Origin of the sequence: Usitatibacter rugosus, assembly GCF_013003965.1 — a bacterium.
Taxonomy (GTDB): Bacteria; Pseudomonadota; Gammaproteobacteria; order Burkholderiales; family Usitatibacteraceae; genus Usitatibacter; species Usitatibacter rugosus.
On sequence record NZ_CP053069.1, the window covers coordinates 284,906 to 303,014 of the forward strand.

Annotated in this window: 30 protein-coding genes; all 30 read left to right on the forward strand. The window is 60.0% G+C overall.

Annotated elements, in window-relative coordinates:
• Positions 1 to 1,392 precede the first annotated feature (1,392 nt).
• A complete protein-coding gene (locus DSM104443_RS01425) occupies positions 1,393 to 1,632 on the forward strand; it encodes a hypothetical protein (protein ID WP_171088910.1) in 240 nt (79 codons plus the stop codon).
• 94 nt (positions 1,633 to 1,726) lie between these two features.
• Positions 1,727 to 2,074 (forward strand): hypothetical protein, encoded by a 348-nt coding sequence (locus tag DSM104443_RS01430; protein ID WP_171088932.1) that lies wholly within the window; start codon positions 1,727 to 1,729, stop codon positions 2,072 to 2,074.
• A gap of 388 nt (positions 2,075 to 2,462) precedes the next feature.
• Positions 2,463 to 2,888 carry a tetratricopeptide repeat protein gene (locus DSM104443_RS01435; RefSeq protein ID WP_171088933.1) on the forward strand — a complete coding sequence of 142 codons (426 nt, stop codon included), beginning with the start codon at positions 2,463 to 2,465 and terminating at the stop codon, positions 2,886 to 2,888.
• A gap of 91 nt (positions 2,889 to 2,979) precedes the next feature.
• Entirely contained in the window at positions 2,980 to 3,276 is a 297-nt protein-coding gene (locus DSM104443_RS01440; RefSeq protein WP_171088934.1) for a hypothetical protein, read from the forward strand.
• Positions 3,277 to 3,378: 102 nt separating this feature from the next.
• Positions 3,379 to 3,765: an ankyrin repeat domain-containing protein gene (locus DSM104443_RS01445; RefSeq protein WP_171088935.1), complete on the forward strand. Its 387-nt coding sequence runs from the start codon at positions 3,379 to 3,381 to the stop codon at positions 3,763 to 3,765.
• A gap of 96 nt (positions 3,766 to 3,861) precedes the next feature.
• Positions 3,862 to 4,455 carry a hypothetical protein gene (locus tag DSM104443_RS01450; RefSeq protein ID WP_171088936.1) on the forward strand — a complete coding sequence of 198 codons (594 nt, stop codon included), beginning with the start codon at positions 3,862 to 3,864 and terminating at the stop codon, positions 4,453 to 4,455.
• Positions 4,456 to 4,551: 96 nt separating this feature from the next.
• Positions 4,552 to 4,854, forward strand: coding sequence for a hypothetical protein (locus DSM104443_RS01455; protein ID WP_171088937.1), 303 nt, complete (start codon positions 4,552 to 4,554; stop codon positions 4,852 to 4,854).
• A 129-nt stretch (positions 4,855 to 4,983) separates the two neighbouring features.
• Complete coding sequence (locus tag DSM104443_RS01460; RefSeq protein WP_171088938.1) at positions 4,984 to 5,295, forward strand: hypothetical protein; 312 nt, start codon at positions 4,984 to 4,986, stop codon at positions 5,293 to 5,295.
• A 111-nt stretch (positions 5,296 to 5,406) separates the two neighbouring features.
• Entirely contained in the window at positions 5,407 to 5,889 is a 483-nt protein-coding gene (locus DSM104443_RS01465) for a hypothetical protein (protein ID WP_171088939.1), read from the forward strand.
• Positions 5,890 to 5,983: 94 nt separating this feature from the next.
• Positions 5,984 to 6,463, forward strand: coding sequence for a hypothetical protein (locus tag DSM104443_RS01470; RefSeq protein ID WP_171088940.1), 480 nt, complete (start codon positions 5,984 to 5,986; stop codon positions 6,461 to 6,463).
• Positions 6,464 to 6,571: 108 nt separating this feature from the next.
• Positions 6,572 to 7,033 carry a hypothetical protein gene (locus DSM104443_RS01475; protein ID WP_212756876.1) on the forward strand — a complete coding sequence of 154 codons (462 nt, stop codon included), beginning with the start codon at positions 6,572 to 6,574 and terminating at the stop codon, positions 7,031 to 7,033.
• A gap of 492 nt (positions 7,034 to 7,525) precedes the next feature.
• On the forward strand, positions 7,526 to 7,927 hold the full coding sequence (locus DSM104443_RS01480; protein WP_171088941.1) for a hypothetical protein: 402 nt from the start codon (positions 7,526 to 7,528) through the stop codon (positions 7,925 to 7,927).
• A 109-nt stretch (positions 7,928 to 8,036) separates the two neighbouring features.
• Positions 8,037 to 8,453, forward strand: coding sequence for a zinc-ribbon domain containing protein (locus DSM104443_RS01485; protein WP_171088942.1), 417 nt, complete (start codon positions 8,037 to 8,039; stop codon positions 8,451 to 8,453).
• 107 nt (positions 8,454 to 8,560) lie between these two features.
• Complete coding sequence (locus DSM104443_RS01490; protein WP_171088943.1) at positions 8,561 to 9,022, forward strand: hypothetical protein; 462 nt, start codon at positions 8,561 to 8,563, stop codon at positions 9,020 to 9,022.
• A 303-nt stretch (positions 9,023 to 9,325) separates the two neighbouring features.
• Positions 9,326 to 9,565: a hypothetical protein gene (locus tag DSM104443_RS01495; protein ID WP_171088944.1), complete on the forward strand. Its 240-nt coding sequence runs from the start codon at positions 9,326 to 9,328 to the stop codon at positions 9,563 to 9,565.
• A gap of 149 nt (positions 9,566 to 9,714) precedes the next feature.
• On the forward strand, positions 9,715 to 9,909 hold the full coding sequence (locus tag DSM104443_RS01500; RefSeq protein WP_171088945.1) for a type II toxin-antitoxin system HicA family toxin: 195 nt from the start codon (positions 9,715 to 9,717) through the stop codon (positions 9,907 to 9,909).
• On the forward strand, positions 9,906 to 10,130 hold the full coding sequence (locus tag DSM104443_RS01505) for a type II toxin-antitoxin system HicB family antitoxin (RefSeq protein WP_246232441.1): 225 nt from the start codon (positions 9,906 to 9,908) through the stop codon (positions 10,128 to 10,130). Before DSM104443_RS01500 ends, DSM104443_RS01505 begins: the two co-directional genes overlap by 4 nt.
• Positions 10,131 to 10,242: 112 nt before the next feature.
• The gene (locus DSM104443_RS01510; protein WP_212756878.1) at positions 10,243 to 10,458 is read left to right on the forward strand and encodes a type II toxin-antitoxin system HicB family antitoxin; all 216 of its coding nucleotides are present in this window, start codon (positions 10,243 to 10,245) and stop codon (positions 10,456 to 10,458) included.
• Positions 10,455 to 11,381: a subclass B3 metallo-beta-lactamase gene (gene bla, locus DSM104443_RS01515; protein ID WP_212756880.1), complete on the forward strand. Its 927-nt coding sequence runs from the start codon at positions 10,455 to 10,457 to the stop codon at positions 11,379 to 11,381. The genes DSM104443_RS01510 and bla overlap by 4 nt, the downstream gene beginning before the upstream one ends.
• A 199-nt stretch (positions 11,382 to 11,580) precedes the next feature.
• The gene (locus DSM104443_RS01520) at positions 11,581 to 11,931 is read left to right on the forward strand and encodes a hypothetical protein (protein WP_171088946.1); all 351 of its coding nucleotides are present in this window, start codon (positions 11,581 to 11,583) and stop codon (positions 11,929 to 11,931) included.
• Positions 11,932 to 12,037: 106 nt separating this feature from the next.
• Positions 12,038 to 12,433 (forward strand): hypothetical protein, encoded by a 396-nt coding sequence (locus DSM104443_RS01525; RefSeq protein ID WP_171088947.1) that lies wholly within the window; start codon positions 12,038 to 12,040, stop codon positions 12,431 to 12,433.
• A 34-nt stretch (positions 12,434 to 12,467) separates the two neighbouring features.
• Complete coding sequence (locus DSM104443_RS01530; RefSeq protein WP_212756882.1) at positions 12,468 to 12,941, forward strand: ASCH domain-containing protein; 474 nt, start codon at positions 12,468 to 12,470, stop codon at positions 12,939 to 12,941.
• Positions 12,942 to 13,881: 940 nt separating this feature from the next.
• A complete protein-coding gene (locus DSM104443_RS01535; protein ID WP_171088949.1) occupies positions 13,882 to 14,400 on the forward strand; it encodes a hypothetical protein in 519 nt (172 codons plus the stop codon).
• Positions 14,401 to 14,439: 39 nt separating this feature from the next.
• On the forward strand, positions 14,440 to 15,195 hold the full coding sequence (locus DSM104443_RS01540) for a hypothetical protein (protein ID WP_212756884.1): 756 nt from the start codon (positions 14,440 to 14,442) through the stop codon (positions 15,193 to 15,195).
• 30 nt (positions 15,196 to 15,225) lie between these two features.
• The gene (locus tag DSM104443_RS01545) at positions 15,226 to 15,537 is read left to right on the forward strand and encodes a hypothetical protein (RefSeq protein ID WP_171088950.1); all 312 of its coding nucleotides are present in this window, start codon (positions 15,226 to 15,228) and stop codon (positions 15,535 to 15,537) included.
• Between the two features lie 226 nt (positions 15,538 to 15,763).
• Positions 15,764 to 16,021: a hypothetical protein gene (locus tag DSM104443_RS01550; protein WP_171088951.1), complete on the forward strand. Its 258-nt coding sequence runs from the start codon at positions 15,764 to 15,766 to the stop codon at positions 16,019 to 16,021.
• The gene (locus DSM104443_RS01555; protein ID WP_171088952.1) at positions 16,018 to 16,671 is read left to right on the forward strand and encodes a phytanoyl-CoA dioxygenase family protein; all 654 of its coding nucleotides are present in this window, start codon (positions 16,018 to 16,020) and stop codon (positions 16,669 to 16,671) included. The genes DSM104443_RS01550 and DSM104443_RS01555 overlap by 4 nt, the downstream gene beginning before the upstream one ends.
• A gap of 10 nt (positions 16,672 to 16,681) precedes the next feature.
• Positions 16,682 to 17,134: an aminoglycoside 6'-N-acetyltransferase gene (aac(6'), locus tag DSM104443_RS01560; RefSeq protein WP_171096147.1), complete on the forward strand. Its 453-nt coding sequence runs from the start codon at positions 16,682 to 16,684 to the stop codon at positions 17,132 to 17,134.
• Between the two features lie 7 nt (positions 17,135 to 17,141).
• Positions 17,142 to 17,612, forward strand: a complete 471-nt coding sequence (locus DSM104443_RS01565; RefSeq protein WP_171088953.1) for a GNAT family N-acetyltransferase — start codon at positions 17,142 to 17,144, stop codon at positions 17,610 to 17,612.
• Positions 17,609 to 17,950, forward strand: coding sequence for a hypothetical protein (locus tag DSM104443_RS01570; protein WP_171088954.1), 342 nt, complete (start codon positions 17,609 to 17,611; stop codon positions 17,948 to 17,950). The genes DSM104443_RS01565 and DSM104443_RS01570 overlap by 4 nt, the downstream gene beginning before the upstream one ends.
• The last annotated feature ends 159 nt before the right edge of the window (positions 17,951 to 18,109 follow it).

Consider the following 18,109-nt stretch of genomic DNA (forward strand, 5'->3'; position numbering starts at 1 on the left):
CGATTTGCGGTATCTGCCACCGCCCAAGCAAACCGGCACCCTTGCGTGGATCGGCGGCGAGTTTGCGGGCTGGATTGTCGCGGCCCTCACCGCGGGCGCAGTGTCATGCGCAGTCGATGCGAAGTACGCCCTATCCTCAGTCTTGGGCGGCATCGCAGCGGTGGCGATTGGCATTCTCATCTTCCGTACTCGCGAAAAGCAGCCCCCGGGCCCTGGCCTGTTTCATTGTCCAAAGTGCCAGTACTACTATCGACCGGAGCGCCTTGAGGGAGAGGCAGGTGCAATCTAACAACGCGTTGGAGCGGACCGTGAACCATCGTGGCGCGCTGTGTCATTGCGAATGGGTGTCGTGCCCGGCCGCTCAACTTGGTCGTTAGGCGTCACGATGCCCGTCATGACCAACGTGAAGGATGCGCTCCGAGCCGACGAAGTCTGGACAGTCGGGCGCGAAGAGGTAGAGGTTGGCCTCGGGACCTCGATAGTGAATGACAACATCCATCTCGACTTTCGGATCCTGAGGCTCCATGACAAGGCAGTCGCATTCGGCGCTGACTTGGCGCCACGCATCCTTACTGCAAGCTCCAATGGGCGCTACCGGCGCGTCGGACGAGACGGGCAACCTTCCACCCACACAACCATCACTGTCTATTCGGTGTCGGAAGCCCTACGAAGCACCATTCGCGAGGCAATTCTTGAGCGTGCGCTCCCGGAAGCTCGATCGTCGCTCTTCGATATCGTGGCATCGGGAGAGGGTGGGGGCGTGGAGTTTGGATTTCGAGCCGGGACCCTGTACTTCCGAAAGACACTCAAAGGCGTCGTGTCCACAGGAGTCTTAGCGAATCGTGACGCCTAACAACGCGTTGGAGCGGACCGTGAACCATCGTGGCGCACTGTGTCATTGCGAACGGGTATCGTGCCCGGCCGCTCAACTTGGTCGTTAGATTGCATGCGATACGCCGTCGCCGCACTTGCATTCGCGGGCCTCATCGCGCCGGTCGCCTCAGCCTTTACGCCCGCCCCATGCTGCTGGATCGATATTGAAAACAAACGGAAGCATGACGTCGCCTACGAGATATCCGCATACCCTACCGAAACCGACGCGCGCACCTCCGAGCAAGACCAAATGAGGCGTCGGCGAGCTTTCTTGGAGCGCCTCTGGTTGGCGCCCGGCCAGACAAGGCGTTTTCGCTTCGACGGTTGGGTGCGGTGGTGCGTATTGCAGCCGGAGAGTGCACTGCCGTGCGAGATCGTCCCCGGTGACAAACGCGACACGAAAGTGACCCTCGAGTGATCATGCAATCTAACAACGCGTTGGAGCGGACCGTGAACCATCGTGGCGCGCTGTGTCTTCGCGAATGGGCATCGTGCCCGGCCGCTCAACTTGGTCGTTAGATGTCACCCAAGAGCCCCGAGCAATTTGACGCCGCCGATGTATCCGAGCGCCAAGCTGCACGTCGCGAGGTTGCCGCAGTGTGGATAATCTGCGCTATGGTCTTTCCCCTGGTTGCGGCGTGGTGGCTCTGGGCGGACACCTTGATTGAACATCTCGCGGTGATCGCCGCCTTCTTTGTTGCCGCCGTTGTTTCCAAACGCATCGAGCACCGTCTGAAGGGGAGTAAAGGTGACATCTAACAACGCGTTGGAGCGGACCGTGGAGAATCGTGGCGCGCTGTGTCCTTGCGAATGGGCGTCGTGCCCGGCCGCTCAACTTGGTCGTTAGCTGGCAATGAGCGCTCCAACTACGGTCGCCTCACTTCTCGCCCTCGCCATGCTGCTGGCATCTGGCCCTTCCTTGGGCGACGACGAGCACGCCAAGCGCGCCAAGGTCCCGAGCAACGACATGCGACGAATCGCGGGGGAGCTGTTCCCCGACAAGTGTGGCTGGAGCGGCGAGCGCTGCACGCTCGTCTATGACGCCCGTGGTTGTCCCCTCCAGTTCATAGTGTCCTTTCCACTCGACGAGAGAGTCTCCGGGGAGCCTTCCGCAGCGTGGGTCACGGTCAATCCCCGTGGTGCTGTGATCGAGGTTGCATCCACCAAGGGCAAGGAGTGCCGCAATGGCATTGCCAGCTAACAACGCGTTGGAGCGGACCGGGGTACATCGTGGGCCGCGTCTGCCCGCGGCACGGGCGTCGTGCCCGGCCGCTCAACTTGGTCGTTAGATCGCAGGCAAAGTCCAAGTCCATGCACTCGTGGCTGGCGATCACGCTTCAATCTTGGGTTTCCTCATGCGAGCGGCGTGAAGCGGAGAAGCGACAACATCCGCAACCATCCCCAATGCATAGAGCCTCTGCGCAAGACCATCTTCACCAGTTTGGGCAAAATACAGCCATGTGCGCTCAACTTGTGGGCCAGCGTTCTAACTTCGCGTTGGAGCGGACCGTGAACCAGCGTGGCGCCCCTCTCAGGGGCGGAGCGGCAGCGCGTGCGGCCGCTCAACGCAATCGTTAGACCTCATTTCAATGCGCCTCTCCGATGAACCGGAGTACATCGCAGCCGTACCTGCCGTCATGCGAGGCGACTTTTCTACGGCCCGCGAAAACTTTGAGGCGCTCATCATTCGCACGCGCCGCCATGAACTCCACGACCAAGCGGCATTTCTGCTCCATCAGCTCGCGAACGTGGAAGCTCGCGCAGGCGACGTTGCAAGAGCGCGAGCGCTTCATGCAGAGGCAGTTGCACTCGACCCTGACAACCCCATGAGCTACTTGCTCGCCGCGACGGGCTACTTGGAGCATCTGCGCGACTCGGCCGCGGCTGCATCGCAACTTGAGGCACTTGACCAACTGCTCGCATCGGACCGCTGGCAGCCGTCGGACAACGACATGTCGCGCCAGTGGTACGTTGCCGAAGCCCAAAAGGTCCGAGCAAAGATGAGCAAGAAATGAGGTCTAACAACGCGTTCGAACGGACGGGCCAGTGCGCAACGCGGGCCTGGTGGCCCGCTCGCGCACCCGCCGTTCAACTCGGTCGTTAGACATGGCCGAAACGCCGTGGCAGTTTGACGAGCCGCCGAACGAGGCAGTCGTTACTTTGCGCAGCTTCATCGAAGACGGACGCCCTATCCTAAGAGTGGTGCGCGACGCCGAAGACGGCACCTGGCAATTTCTCACCGGCGAGCCATTTTCGATGGACGAGGCAAAGCTTGTTGCGCTTCAGAGTGTCATCGCCAAAGACTCATCACTGATCGAACTGCGTGACTTAGTGGCCGGTTGGGAAGCATCGAGAATCGGGGTCGGCGAAGCTTGGCGCCGCCAGCGTAGCGTCGAGGAGTAAGGCCATGTCTAACAACGCGTTGGAGCGGACCGTGAACCATCGTGGCGCGCTGTGTCTTTGCGAATGGGCGTCGTGCCCGGCCGCTCAACTTGGTCGTTAGGCATGAACGCGAAGCACACCGAGACTATCGAGCAGTTCCTTAGTAGGACTGGCGAGGTTCTCGATCCGCTGGAAAAGGCTCGTCCGCTCAGCATTCATACCAGGGGCTCCGACGGCGACACGCCGCTCCACCTGGCGGCCCTGTGGGGAGATAGGCACATCACACGTCTGCTGATCGAGGCGGGCGCGGACGTCAATGCAAAGGGAGACATGAGTTGCCCGCCTCTCTACTATGCCGTGATGCAGGGTCATGTACTGGTAGCGGAGGTGCTACTTGCGCACGGAGCGGACCCTGATGCCCACACCGAGCTCAGCTTCACGCCTAGGACCCTTGCGAAGGGCGGCGGAAACAAGGAAATGATCAAACTGTTCCGAAACGTTCATGCCTAACCACGCGTTGGAGCGGACCGTGAACCATAGTGGCGCGCTGTGTCATTGCGAATGGGCGTTGTGCCCGGCCGCTCAACTCGGTCGTTAGACGTCAAAATGCCCGGCATCGCAATCGCGCTCAACAATGTGCCATTGGCCACGGTTTCGACGGAGGGGACGAGCGTTTTGACCGTGCGCGTGAACGGAGACATGCTTGGTCCAGACTTCGCGTCGCTCGACGTGTCGGGCGGAAACTACGACGAGAATTTGGGACCGAAGACTTACTTAACGTGGGTACACGATCAACCAATGCGCCCTGGCGACGAGATCGAAGTCACCTTGGTGGAATCAGCGACTACCAACGTCGATGGAAAGACGATCGACGAACTCTTCCCCGACTATGAGGAGCCAGTCGGGCCGTCTCAGCCGCTCTCCGAACTCTTCCGAGACTTGGCCGGGCGACCGCGAATTCGTGAGCGCTTTAGCTTTCGTCTTGCGTCGACCGAGAGTGAGCCGATATCCACTGCTACGGGGCCGGGGGACCACAGCTTCGGCTTCTCCGTGTTGTGGGATTCGTTGCATCCGGAGAGAGCGCGGGTGTCACTCTCATCAGCGAACCTTGAATGCATCGAGGCCCGGAAGCCAGGAACGCGGCTTGCCGATCTGACGCTGCACTGCGGTCAAGGGGTACGTTTGCGTGTTGACGTCTAACAACGCGTTGGAGCGGACCGTGAACCATCGTGGCGCGCTGTGTCTTTGCGAATGGGCGTCGCGCCCGGCCGCTCAACTCGGTCGTTAGGTGGCCCCGTGACGCAGCGAGTACCTCCAAGTTCAGACGGGACCAGTGCTTGGGGCGAGCGCGGAGTCATCGTCGCAGTCATCGCCGCAATACTCGTCGGGATTCCGGCCCTTATCTACCTTGACGAGCAGTTCCACACCTTTGTCGACGATCTCCTTGAGAGCTCACCTCGGTGGGTGCAATCATTGCTGCTTGTCGCGGGCGTATTTGCGCTGATTGTGCGATTCTTTTCGTGGTTTGACCGCGCAGTACCCGAGATCGACGCTGACAAACCAGAGAAGGTCAGCGCTAAGGACGATGAGGCCACCTAACAACGCGTTGGAGCGGACCGTGAAAGATCGTGGCGCGCTGTGTCATTGCGAATGGGCGTCGTGCCCGGCCGGTCAACTCGGTCGTTAGGCAGCATTTCGATGCGAGCACCTCTAATCGCGATCACTGTTATGACGTTCCTTGTGCCATCGGCCTGGGCCAATGCGCCGGCGCAAGAATGTTCCAGCGAGCTAAAGGGCGCGACCGTTGTGCCGAAGCTGACGTCCACGCACGTCATCTCCATCGCTAGTGCCAGTGCGAAGGCGCAAGGACTCGACTTGTCCAAATTCCAGCCGCCGAGGGTGTGTTTCGATTCGGCATCTCGCGAATGGACTGTCCACTTTGAGGGACTATCCGAGAAAGGCGTCATGGTGCTGGACAACTGGTTTCGGATTCGCGTCGACGATGCAACACGTCGTGCGAAGTTCTTTGGTGCGGCGTAGAAATGCTGCCTAACAACGCGTTGGAGCGGACCGGGGTACAGCGTGGGCCGCGTCTGGCCGCGGCACGGGCATCGTGCCCGGCCGCTCAACTTGGTCGTTAGGCAGCCTCAAATGCTGACCGCGCAGCTGTACACATTTGGGCGAAATGCCGATTTCGTCGCAGAACTCGAGAAGGCGCGCGTTCGGTTCATGATCGTCGGGGGTCTTGCTGTCGTATTCCATGGTTGCCGTGACCCATCAAACGTTGATGATCTCGACATCCTTCTGGACCCTAGTCCGGGCAACGCCGAAAGATTCGCGACTTTGATGCTGTCGGTTCTACCTGGCGCCAATATCACGGCATCGCAGCTGGCTAAGCCGAAGGTCCAAATGCCCGTCAAGCGCGACTACCTTCTCGACGTTCTAACGCCGCCACCGGAGTTCTCCTTTTCCGAGCTCGACTCGCGAGCGGAGGTGGCGATCCTGAATGGTTCAACCAGGGTTCGCGTCATCGGACGCGCTGACCTCGCCGCGATGAAGCGCCTCGCCGTTGCGAGCGTTGGCAAAGATCTTGCGAAGCATCAGAATGACCTGCAGTGCCTTGAGGCTGTCTAACAACGCGTTGGAGCGGACCGGGAAAGATCGTGGCGCACTGTGTCATTGCGAATGGGCATCGTGCCCGGCCGCTCAACTCGGTCGTTAGACAGCAATGAGATGCATAGCCGCAGCATTGGCCCTGTTGACTGCAAATGTCGTGGTTGCGGGGCCTCCTATCAAGGATGTCTTTGAGAAGAGGACGGCGAGCCTGGAGGTACGCGCGCTCCGCGTTGAGCGCGACGCAGGTGACCTTGAGGTCTTCGTCTACTCGGTCAAGAACCTCACTTCGAAGCCCATCAAAGTTCTCCTTAGCGCCGATGGGATTGCTCTAGGCCTATGCGCCGAGTTCAGTCGCAGCACTCTAACGATAATACCCACGAACGAAACGCTGAAGCTGGCTGGTCGTGGTCTGTCACTTGCGCCGGGCCAAGAGGCGGTGCAGTCGCTCGTGGCTGCGAACACCTGCTTGCGCGAAAAGGGATTGATGCACTTCCTTGCGTATTTTCTTGTGCGGGAACCGGACGGCCTTGTTCGTGCGGAGAGCGTGGAGTTGGGAAACTTTAAGCTGAAGGGGCGAGGTACGTGGCCGTAGCATTGCTGTCTAACAACGCGTTGGAGCGGACCGTGGAAGAGCGTGGCGCGCTGTGTCATTGCGAATGGGCGTCGTGCCCGGCCGCTCAACTTGGTCGTTAGACATCGCTTGACCATCACCTTCGAATTTCGACCGCACGAAGGCTTTGGGCCAGCTCGACTGGACGCCGACCGAGCTGCCGTTCGGGAGGCAATGGCCAGCATCGGCTTTCCGCTAGAGGCAACTCACGGCAGGTCCGATTACTTCTGTGAGAGCTCTGTCCAGGTGGAGTTCACCGATGGACGAAGCTCTTTCATCGGAGTCGCGTGTTCGGACAAGTTCCGCGCGGTCTACCGGGGCACAGAGGTGTTCGAGCTGACAGCACCCGAGCTGCATTCGCGGATCGCTGCTGCAGACGACACTGGCCCACATTCATTTGATGCACACGAACACTACTTTCCTGGCCAGGTTATGACTCTCTACGACGCCGACCAGCAGTACGATTACCGCGGCAACTTTTCGCGCGAGGTTTGGAGCCAGGTGGGATTGGGGAGCAGAGCATATGCGGAGGCACGTAACGGCGATGCCTAACAACGCGTTGGAGCGGACCGTGAATCATCGTGGCGCACTGTGTCATTGCGAATGGGCGTCGTGCCCGGCCGCTCAACTCGGTCGTTAGACCTCACCTGAACGATGCCGTGGCGTTCTCGCTTTCATCACCTCAAGTATCCGGTGCGGAGACCGTCGCCCAAGCAACCGCGTTCGTACTTCTTGGCGAGCCATTGGCCAAAGCTCTCGAAGGCGTTCCTCACCGTCGCCATCCGGAAGTTGAGCACCGAGGAGTATCTATCGGTGGGTCCAGTTCGCGCTCGGTACCGCGCCAAGCGGCTCAGAGCCGTTGCGGAGTTTCGTCGTCGTTTCGGAGATGGTCCAATGCTGGAGGGCTACACCAATCGTCGTCTGTACTGGGAGGGCAGGTGAGGTCTAACAACGCGTTGGAGCGGACCGTGAACCATCGTGGCGCGCTGTGTCTTTGCGAACGGGTGTCCTGCCCGGCCGCTCAACTTGGTCGTTAGGCATCACATGCCGACCGTCGCGGCCTACGAGCAGCGCTTCCTGGACGAAGAGGGGGTGTGGCTCCTCACAGTTGCCGAGAAGCCCTCCGCCGAGATCATCGTCGTCGGGGACCGTCAGTCACCGTCTGGAGCGTATCTGGCGCTCTTCGAAGAGATGGCCCCGCAACTGGACGCTCTCGCGAGCCGCGCAGCCGCCTATCTCGACGAGTTCGTGGATCGGGGCAAATTGGCCGCGGGGTCGCCGTGGTTCTTTGAAGGTATCGAGTTTGGCCGCGTGCCTGGTGGGTTGCCGACTGATGCGTCGTTCGCGTTCTCCCTCGAGGGGGACACATACGGCCTGTGGACGGTAATCGTGCGGAAGGTGGACGACCGCTTCTTTCCCGTTCAGTTGAACCGGTCGCAACAGTGAGCAATGTGATGCCTAACAACGCGTTGGAGCGGACCGTGAAAGAGCGTGGCGCACTGTGTCATTGCGAGTCGGCATCGTGCCCGGCCGCTCAACTCGGTCGTTAGGTTGCATGACCAGCGGTCGCGAACGTCGTACACAACTGAAGCAGCGCCGCACGGGCAAGCGTGAGGCCCTGGCGCTGGCTGCCGAGAAGGAGCGGACCAAGGCAGCCGCGAAGGCTCGAGCGGCCCGCCTCAAGGGGCAGGTTCTGGTGAACCCGGACAATCTCCGTCCGACGAACAGTTACCGCACGCCGGACTTCGTCGATCGAGAGTTCTATGTTGACCGTCCGTTCCAATGCAAGGACTGCGGCACCGCGCAGATCTGGACAGCCACTCAGCAGAAATGGTGGTATGAATCTGCGAAAGGCGACGTCTGGACCGTCGCCGTCCGGTGCCGTACCTGCAGGCGCCGGGAACAAGCACGAAAGGCCGCAGCCGAGGCGAGTCGCCAAGCGGGGCTAGCGAGGAAGCGTCATGCAACCTAACAACGCGTTGGAGCGGACCGTGAACCATCGTGGCGCGCTGTGTCATTGCGAATGGGCGTCGTGCCCGGCCGCTCAACTTGGTCGTTAGACGTCATAGGGAGGCGTGAGTGAACATGAGAAGGCTGCCTATTCTTTTCGTAGCCCTTTGTCTCATCGGATCGTCGGCGGCGCTTGCTCAACGTTCGGAGCGCGAGCTATTGGAGGAGGTAACGAAAATCTGCAACGTGCGAGAGCAGACCACTGAACTGATGGTCGCGGGGCGCGACCGCGGGATTGCCAAGTCCGAAGTGCTTACGAAGCTCCCGCCGCTGACTTTTCAGAGCTCTACCTTTGATCGCGCCACCTATTCTCGGCTCAATGACGTGTACGCCTATCCAAAATTGACCGGGCGGACATTGAAATTTCATCGCGTTGCGGCTTGCTTGCGCGACGCCATAACTGGCGTCGAACCGAAGTTCCGTGATGGGCTCGGAGCGGCAATGCTTGAGTGTCAGTCCGCGCCTCCATCGACAGACGAGGCACTTTCTAGCTGCATCATTGGGGCGCATAGCGCCAATCTCACGAACTAATCAGCGGAAAGTGCGCTATGCGTCTAACAACGCGTTGGAGCGGACCGTGAGCCATCGTGGCGCGCTGTGTCTTTGCGAATGGGCGTCGTGCCCGGCCGGTCAACTTGGTCGTTAGGCCGCACGAAGGCTATGTCCTATTGCCCCAACTGTTCGGCCGAGCTAGAGCGCGTGGCCCTTGAGTGTTGGAACTGCCAAGCCAGTTTTCGCGGGGATTCCACATGGAGGCCCACTTCTACGCCCAGGGGAACGTTCCGGGCAATCGCGCGGGCTGAGGCGTCTCTCAATCCGGGACCGCCCAGCAAAGTGAGCACGTACGGGCTTGCCACACTTGCCGCCATCCTTTGGGCAGTTGCCGCGATGTCTCTATTCATGACCATCGGCGCGTTCTTCAATCGTCATGGGGCACACGGTGCGGTGGGCTCGGCCGCTGTGGTGTTACTTTTCATCACTGCCGCAACTACCGTCTTCGCAATTGGCTGCACGCGTGAAGCCTCATCTGCGTTCGAGAGGCTGGAGCACGAGGTGAAGCACAATGAGGAGTAGCGTTCGGTTTAACAATGCGTTGGAGCGGACCGTGAACCATCGTGGCGCGCTGTGTTTTTGCGAATGGGCGTCGTGCCCGGCCGCTCAACTTGGTCGTTAGGCGGCAACGAGAGGTGTCATCGCGAACGACCTCGCAACGTTAAGCACCCATGCCTCCGAAGGTCAGCGACATACTCAAGCAGCTTAGCGACGATGGGTGGTACATCGTGACTACCCGGGGCAGCCACCGACAGTTCAAGCACCCCTCCAAGCCGGGGCGCGTTACCGTCCACGGCAAGCCCAGCGACGACATCGCTCCGGGTACACTAAACAGCATCCTGAAGCAGTCTGGCCTCAAGAAATGAGGTATCCGATGCGCTACGCGGTCGTAATCGAGAAAACCCCGAACAACTTCTCCGCCTATGTCCCGGATCTACCCGGGTGCATTGCCACGGGGAGCACCGTGGCAGAAGTGCAGCAATCCATTCGCGACGCGATCGAGCTGCATCTCTCGGGCATGCGGGAGGACGGCACCCCCATTCCTCCGCCATCGAGCCAGGTCGACTACATCAACGTTGCCGCCTAACAACGCGTTGGAGCGGACCGTGAACCAACGTGGCGCGCTGTGTCTTTGCGAATGGACGTCGTGCCCGGCCGCTCACCTCGATCGTTAGGCATCTCGAAAACACCGGAGTAAAATGGCCGTCGCCATGAACTTTGAGATCGAGTGCGAACGCGAGGACGACGGCCGGTGGCTTGCGGAAGTGCCGCAGCTGCCCGGCGTTCTTGCGTACGGCACCTCTGCCGACGACGCCATGGCCAAGGCGCAAGTCCTTGCCCTTCGAGTTCTGGCTGAGCGTCTCGAAAATAGCGAGACCGGACCCCAGGCGATCAGCTTCAGCATCGCAGCGTGACCTCCTGGCCTTCGACGAAGGCTCGCCGCGTGTACGCGGCGCTACTGGTCGTCGGGTGGCAGCTTTCCGTGGCTGCGTTTATCGCTTCCGGTTTGATTGCACAGAGCGTATTCGCACACACCGCGAACGATGCCTCTTGCGTCAATGATCCGTCATGGACGGCTCCCCAGAAGCCTTTTCGAATCTACGGCAATACTTGGCATGTCGGCCCCCGTGGCCTCGGTGTTTTTCTCATAACAGCACCTACGGGCAATGTCCTGATTGACGGAGGCGTACCGGGCAACGCACCGTTGATCGAAGCCAACATTCGAAGTCTCGGAATCAAACTGCGCGACATCAGGTGGATTCTCAATTCGCACGCACATTGCGATCATGCTGGGGGCATCGCACAACTCGCGCGCGCCTCGGGTGCGCAAATCATCGCAAGCGCCGCAGACACCCAGTTGCTTGCGCGCGGCGGTCGCGACGACCCACAATACAGCGATAGATTCCCGTTTCCGCCCGTGCGCGTGACGCGGACGGTCGCCGATGGCGAGAGTCTGCGCTTGGGAGATTTGGTGCTCACCGCGCATTCCACACCAGGACATACCAAAGGAAACACAACGTGGACCTGGAAGTCATGCGAGGACACGCGGTGTCTTCATATGGTGCTTGTTGGCAGCCTGTCGGCGCCCGGTTACAGGTTGATCGCCAATCCAAAGTACCCCGACATCGTCAAGGATTTCGAGCACGGCTTTGCCGTGGTCGAAGCGTTGCCTTGCGAAATTGCGCTCGCTCCGCATCCGGGAATGGTTAGCTTTTGGCAGCGCGTCGCCAAGCGAGATCAGGGCGATGCGGATGCGTTGATGGATTCCACCGTATGCCGCGCTTACGCGAAGGATGCGCGCGAGAGCTTTGCGAAGGAACTGAAGAAGCAGCAATAGGGGGCGGGTCCTCACCCGGCAGAGACCACTTGATAGACGCAGACCAACTGTAGGGTGATGTTGCATGGGAAAAGCCGGGACTCGTTGCAATGCAACCTAACAACGCGTTGGAGCGGACCGTGAACCATCGTGGCGCGCTGTGTCTTTGCGAATGGGCGTCGTGCCCGGCCGCTCAACTTGGTCGTTAGGCGTCATTTCGATGCAACGCCACGATACTGACGTTGCCGCGATCGTTGGCGCCATGCCCAAGCGTCGAACGGGCATCGTGGTTGTCGGGCTGTTCGTCCTCATTCCGGCAGCCATTCTCCTGATTGCGTGGGCCGATCAGCCCTCTGGTTCGCCGGCGCTCGTGGGCGGCACTATCGTCGCCGTCCATGAAGGTTCTGTCTCTCGCCAAGCGCCCGGTCGCACTACCTCTGCATCAGTTCGGCTAGACGATGGGACGATCGTGCAGTGCCAGGCGCTCGGCAACGCCGCGCAGATCGGCTACCGTGTGAATGTGCAGCGCCAAGCAACTCGAGTGCTCGGTCGACCTTTTCACGATTGCTGAGAAGTGACGCCGAACAACTCGCTGGAGCGGACCGTGAACAATCGTGACGCGCTGTGTCATTGCGAACGGGCATCGTGCCCGGCCGCTCAACTCGGTCGTTAGGCCTATGGCGAGCAACCAGCATCTCGATGCAGTGATCGGCGAAGCGCTCGAGTGTGCAACTGAGGCGGCCGCAGAGATACGCGAGCTTGGCCTCGCGCCTGTCGATCGTCATCTCAGGAGCATAGGCGACGCGGTCAATTCACTGTGGGAGGTGCGCGAGGCTCTTTACCGCGCACATCCCGAAGTGAAGCGGGACTTTGTCGCCGAATCAGAGGTCGATGAGGCGCGCTTCGAGGCTCTCTGCGCGCTGCACAACCGTGCCTGTGAGACTGAACGTGCGGGAAATCACGCTGAGGCGGCAACACTGTTCAAGCAACTTCACGAACAATCAAAGTTCGGCTTCTTCAAACTGTGTGCCGAAGCCGGCCTCTTTAGAACCGACGATGCGCACAAGGCCTAGCAGCGCATTTGAGCGGACCGCGAACATGGAGCCATTGCCGAAAGTCGAAGACCTCGCTCCGAAACTGCGAAGTCATGGCATCGAGCTTCCTCCAGGAGTCGTGCGGGTTGGAGCATTCGGTGACTCCGATGAGTTGTCCCAGGAGCTACTTTCCCTCATTCGAGTGGGCCGTAAGCGCGGTGGAGCAGCTCTCCTCTGGGCTTACGAGGCAGAGTCGGAGCCACTTCCAAGGATCGGCGAAATCGAGATCGTCGTGAATTACTTCAATGCGCCATGCTTCGTCACCCGAACGACCGAAGTTGAAGTCGTGCCCTTCAACCAGGTCAGCGCTCAGTTCGCGGCCCGCGAAGGTGAGGGGGACGGCTCACTGGAGTATTGGCGAAAGGCACATTGGGCCTGCTTTTCGCGAGATTGCGGGCGCATGGGCCGCATGCCGAATGAAACCATGCCAGTCATTTGCTGCTCATTCGAGGTGCTGAATGTGGTGCCAGTATCGCAAGCGGGCTAACAACGCGTTGGAGCGGACCGTGAAACATCGTGGCGCGCTGTGTCTTTGCGAATGGGCGTCGTGCCCGGTCGCGCAACTTGGTCGTTAGACGTCATGTCCGACAGCGAGCTCCGATACGTTCCCGTCTCCCCCGAGTATCGACCCGGTTCCCGTCAAGCTGAAGCGGCCGAAAGACTCCTCTTGTCCTTTCTGCCGCACTCTCAGGTTGTCCGATCCAGATTCACCGAGCACATCACGTTCTTCGATCCGGGAGCGAATTGGTCTGGTGTTCGTTGCCCGCTATGTCGCGCGGACGCTCACGGCTGGTGGGCGGCCGCGATGTCAAAGGCTGCGGAGAAGAATTTCGAATCGCTCCAAGTCAGGGCAGGCTGTTGCGGTGCGACTGTCTCGCTCAACGACCTGGAGTACGTCTGGCCGGCCGCCTTCGGGCGTTATGCCCTCGAGGCGTTCAACCCAACCGCAAAGGGCATCACTTCACAGCAATTGGTGCAACTTGCGAGTGCGATCGGATGCGCAGTACGCGAGATTCCTGTCCACATTTGAACTTGACGGAGAGCCACCGTGCGAAGTCTTGCTTTCGTTGCGATCGCATTTAGCCTGCTCGTTTCGGGTTGCGGGTCTGAAAGTCCTTCTGCGAAGGGAGGCAGCAGTTCAGCCCCTGTGCCGATCGCCGCCCCCCTCCCCGCAACGCTCGAAGGGCAGCTCTCCATTGATGTGACGAATGACGCGGGCTACTTCGGCGTCATTGCAGCTGCGCAAACTCGACACCTCGTCGCAATCCCCGCTAGCGTTGTCCGCGACTCGGGATTGTCGTCCTCCGGTGGGCGAGTCCGAGTGGTCGTCGATTCCAGCACCGAGTTCGTACCTGGCGTTCCCACCTATACCGTGTCGTCGCTTCAGAAGCTGTGATGCCTAACAGCGCGTTGGACGTTAGGTCTCCATGAAAAGCGTCCCCTTCTATTTCAGTGGCGACGACGATGGCCACTTCTACGCGCTGGCCTGGTGCGACGGCTTCTATGTCAATTCGGGAGGAAACGTTCCGTCTGCCATCGCCATCTACTTTTCCCCTTCTCCGGCTTTCACGCGGTACTCCATGAGCATTCATTCGCTAAACGGAGATCACCATCTCTACCACCGGGGGCCGGACTACACACCGGCCGCGGAGGCAATCATCATCGACGGAATGGTCACCTTCAGCGTTCCCCCGTATGCCTGGACGCTGGTATCAAAGCCGGAATCAAGTCTGTTCCTGGCAGGTCACGAGCCCGGTTATCAGCAGGCGCGGGCGGATCTGTGCCGTTGCCTATACGCTCCGCGAATGAAGGCCTGGAGCGCAGCGTCTCTTCGATCGGCGCCCTTCTTCCTTCCGCCCAAAGGGGGCTTCGTCCCCAGAGACGCATATGCGGACACGTTCGAGAACCAAGAGTTTTTGCAAGCCACGATTGGGCATGAGACCTGACAACGCGTTGCAGCGGTATACCAACCACAGGAGACTGACTTGAACCTCAACGGTCGCAAAGTGCGAAGAACAAGTGGTTGGCTTTGTTTCACTCTTTTGCTCATCGTCTCGGGCTGCGCGACATACCAGACACCCGGCGCAGGAGTGAACGTCGGCAACCTTTCGAAGGCCGACGAGGATATCGCCGAGCTGATGAAGCGGGAGCCCGCTGCGCCATTTCCCGCCCGAATGGCAATGGTGCGTGTTCAGGCATCCGGCTACTACTCACGAAACAACCAGTGCTATGGGAAGGGGCAGTTCTGCGTTGTCACGACGCGCGACATAGAGACGGAAAAGGACATCGAGAGGTTGACGCGATTGCCGATGGTGGCGGATGTCGCCCCTTTAAGCCGAATCCTGCTGTCGTCGGACCTCAAGTCGACCAAGGATCTTCGGCTTGCTGCCGCAACGTTGAAAACGGACTTGCTTCTCGTCTATTCGATCGACACGCGATTTACCGTCGAGAGCAACGAGATTGGGCCACTGGGCCTGATCTCCCTCGGATTTCTTCCCAACAAGAAGGCTCATGTCACTACCACCGCCTCAGCGGCTTTGTTCGACGTTCGCACCGGGTTCGTCTTTGGCGCAGCGGAGGCCACCGTCACCGAGCAGCAACGTGCGACATTCTGGTCAAGCGAGGATGCCATCGAGAGCGTCCGGTTGAAGACGGAGGCCGAAGCGTTCCAGAAATTGCTGGGTGAATTCGAGAAGCTCTGGAAGGGTGTTGTCGAACGGCATGCAGCAACCAAGCGCTGAAGCGCAGCGTCACTGAAAGGAGAGCTTCGCATGATGAACTTTGCAAAGTCTCACCGGGCGGCTCTGTTCCTGGTGTTTTGCCTGGGCGCCGCCGTTCATTGGTTCGTCTCGGCCGTATTGCTGGAGTCGTACTTCAATCCATTTTCGATCCTGTCTTCCTGGCCCTGGTCGTGGGTCGTCGCGACGGCTGGCGAAAGTGCGCTCTGGGCGCTCTCGTTCAAAGACTCGATTGTTGCGCTGAAAATCATCTTCTCACTGGGGTTTGCCCTGAACGCCATGATCCTTGTCTGGGCGGGGTGGTACTACTCGGCAGGTCGCCCGCGCCGACTGGCGATGCAGTGACGCCTAAATCTGGTCGTTAGATCGCACCGACCACAAGAGTGAGCGAAACATCGCCCTCTACCGCCGCTTGGGGTATGTGCCGTTTCGCCGTGAGCGCATCCATCCAGGTCTCGAGCTCGTGTACATGGAGAAAGTGGTGAGATGAAGCGATCTAGCAATGTCATTGCAAACGGGTATCGTGCCCGGCCCCTCAACTTGGTCGTTGGATCACACTAGACGTAGCGAGATGGACACGATCGCAAAGGCACTCATCGAGCAAACGCGCCTCCTCGAGGAAGCTGAAGACCCGCTGGACCTCGATTCGGTGGCGACGATCCTTGAAGGCTTGGCCGAAGCCCTGGAATCGGCGACGCCCGAGGAGGTGGATGTGCTGCGTCAGACACTCGAGGAACTGATGCAGGCCGAGCGAAAGGCGGCGCGGCCGCGAGCGCGCGTGATTGAGTACTACCGCACGTTTCTACCCAACGTAGGCATTCTGAAGTGAAGGGCGCAATGGAGCAGGATGGCTACGCAGTCGCTCCGGCGGTTTTCGACCTGATGGAAACGGCATCGATTGCGGAGGCGCTGCAGGCCGTGCCCATTGCGAGCGCCGGTACCCGGAATCTGCTCGAGTTCGGGTGGTGCCGGGCGCTCGTTGGGCGAATCCGCAGCACCCTCGAGATCCGCGGCGTTGCCGTCCAATGCACGCTCTTCGACAAAACACCCGAACGCAACTGGCTCGTCGCTTTCCATCAAGACCTTTCCATCCCCGTCCGTGAAAGAGTCGAGCATCCAGAGCTTCGGGCGTGGTCGGTGAAGGAGGGTCAGCAATTCGTGCAACCACCGGTTGCACTGCTCGAGCAGCTCACCGCCGTTCGCATCCACATTGACGACTGTGATCCGGAGAACGGCCCGCTCAGGCTGGTCCCGGGTTCGCACCGTCACGGACGTCTCGACGAGTCCGAAGCGAAGCGCCTTCGTAAAGTGACAGGCGAGGTGCCACTTCCGATCGGCCGGGGCGGAGCACTTATCCTGAAGCCGCTCCTGCTTCACGCCTCGTCCAAAGCTGCCTCGCCGCGCCATCGCAGGGTGTTGCATTTTCTTTTCGGACCCGCTTCGATCGGCTATGGCTTACGGTGGCAGCATGCTGTTTAACAACGACGTCATGATCGAGCGCTGCACTTCGATCAAGCATCGCGGGTGGCTCGAGCTACGGCGCGAGCTGTGGCCGAGCGGCGGCGACGCTGAACACGTGCCCGAAATGGAAGCGATCTGTTCAAATCCCGATCGTCTCTGTGCCTTCGTCGCGTACGACGACGAGGCGCGCCCATCGGGCTTCGTAGAGGCGTCCGGGCGCACGGACTACGTCAACGGCACCGATTCATCGCCGGTGGGGTTCATCGAAGGAATCTACGTCATCGCGAACGCCAGGCGGCGAGGTACGGGTCGGGCGTTGCTTCAAGCTGCGGAGACGTGGGCGCGAACCATTGGATGCCGTGAGATGGCCTCGGACGCGCACGTTGAAAATGAAATGAGCCACACTTTTCATCGAGCGCTCGGCTTCATCGAGACGGAACGTGTGGTCTTCTTCCGCAAGGATCTCGATGCAAACAACTAGGCCTCAAATGGAACCAGCACCGCTGATATTGCGCGCGATTCCGGAACTCGATCAGCCCCCATCGTCGAGTGGGGATGCTCATGACGTGATCGCGACCGTGCAGCAGTTATACGGTCGCGTGGGCTTCCAACCGCCCTGGATCTGCTATCTCGCGTTTGAGGCCGAGCGGTGCGTCGGAACCTGTGGATTCACATCTCCTCCCCGTGACAATCGCATAGAGATCGCTTACTACACATTCCCGGAAAACGAATCTCGCGGGGTTGCAACTCGCATGGCTTCCGGACTCATTGAGATCGCGCGCGAATCGTCGCCCGATCTTGTTATCACGGCGCACACCTTGCCGAAGCATGGTGCCTCGACGGCCGTTCTTCGAAAGCTGGGCTTCGCGCACGTCGCGACGACGGAACATCCCGAGGACGGAACCATCTGGGTGTGGCAGCTGGGTGACGGGCTGGATGGAGCGAGGCGCACCGCGTGAGCATTATCGAAATTTTCGGCTTCGGTTTCGCCGGTTTCTTCGCGGGACTGATGCTCTTCAACGGGGTTCTTCGATGGGTTGGCACGGTCCTCGTACTCGCCAACGACACCACGAACGCGGGAAGCAAGGGCAAAGGCGTGCGAATCGCCACGGCTACCGTCTTCGGGTCGGGGTTCTGGTTGCTGGTCGTGGCCATAGGTGGCGCTTATTTCATACACGCCGAACCGTATTCCACACCGCTGTTCGTCGGTGCGGCCTTGGCAATCATCCAGCTGGGGATTGTCGTGGGCCAGTTCGTCTTGAAGAAGCGCGCACAGGGAGATAAGGATGCTGCCTGAGAAGAAATCGTTAGCGGACATTCTGAAGCAGGGTACGTACCTGCCCAATCGAACACCCGAGACGGGGTTCAACGGCGGAACGAAAGGTGTGTTCTCGACGGTTGCTCCGTACCGAGACCGACCTGCGGCGGCTTGACGCATCAGCCCTCGTGGCCCGAC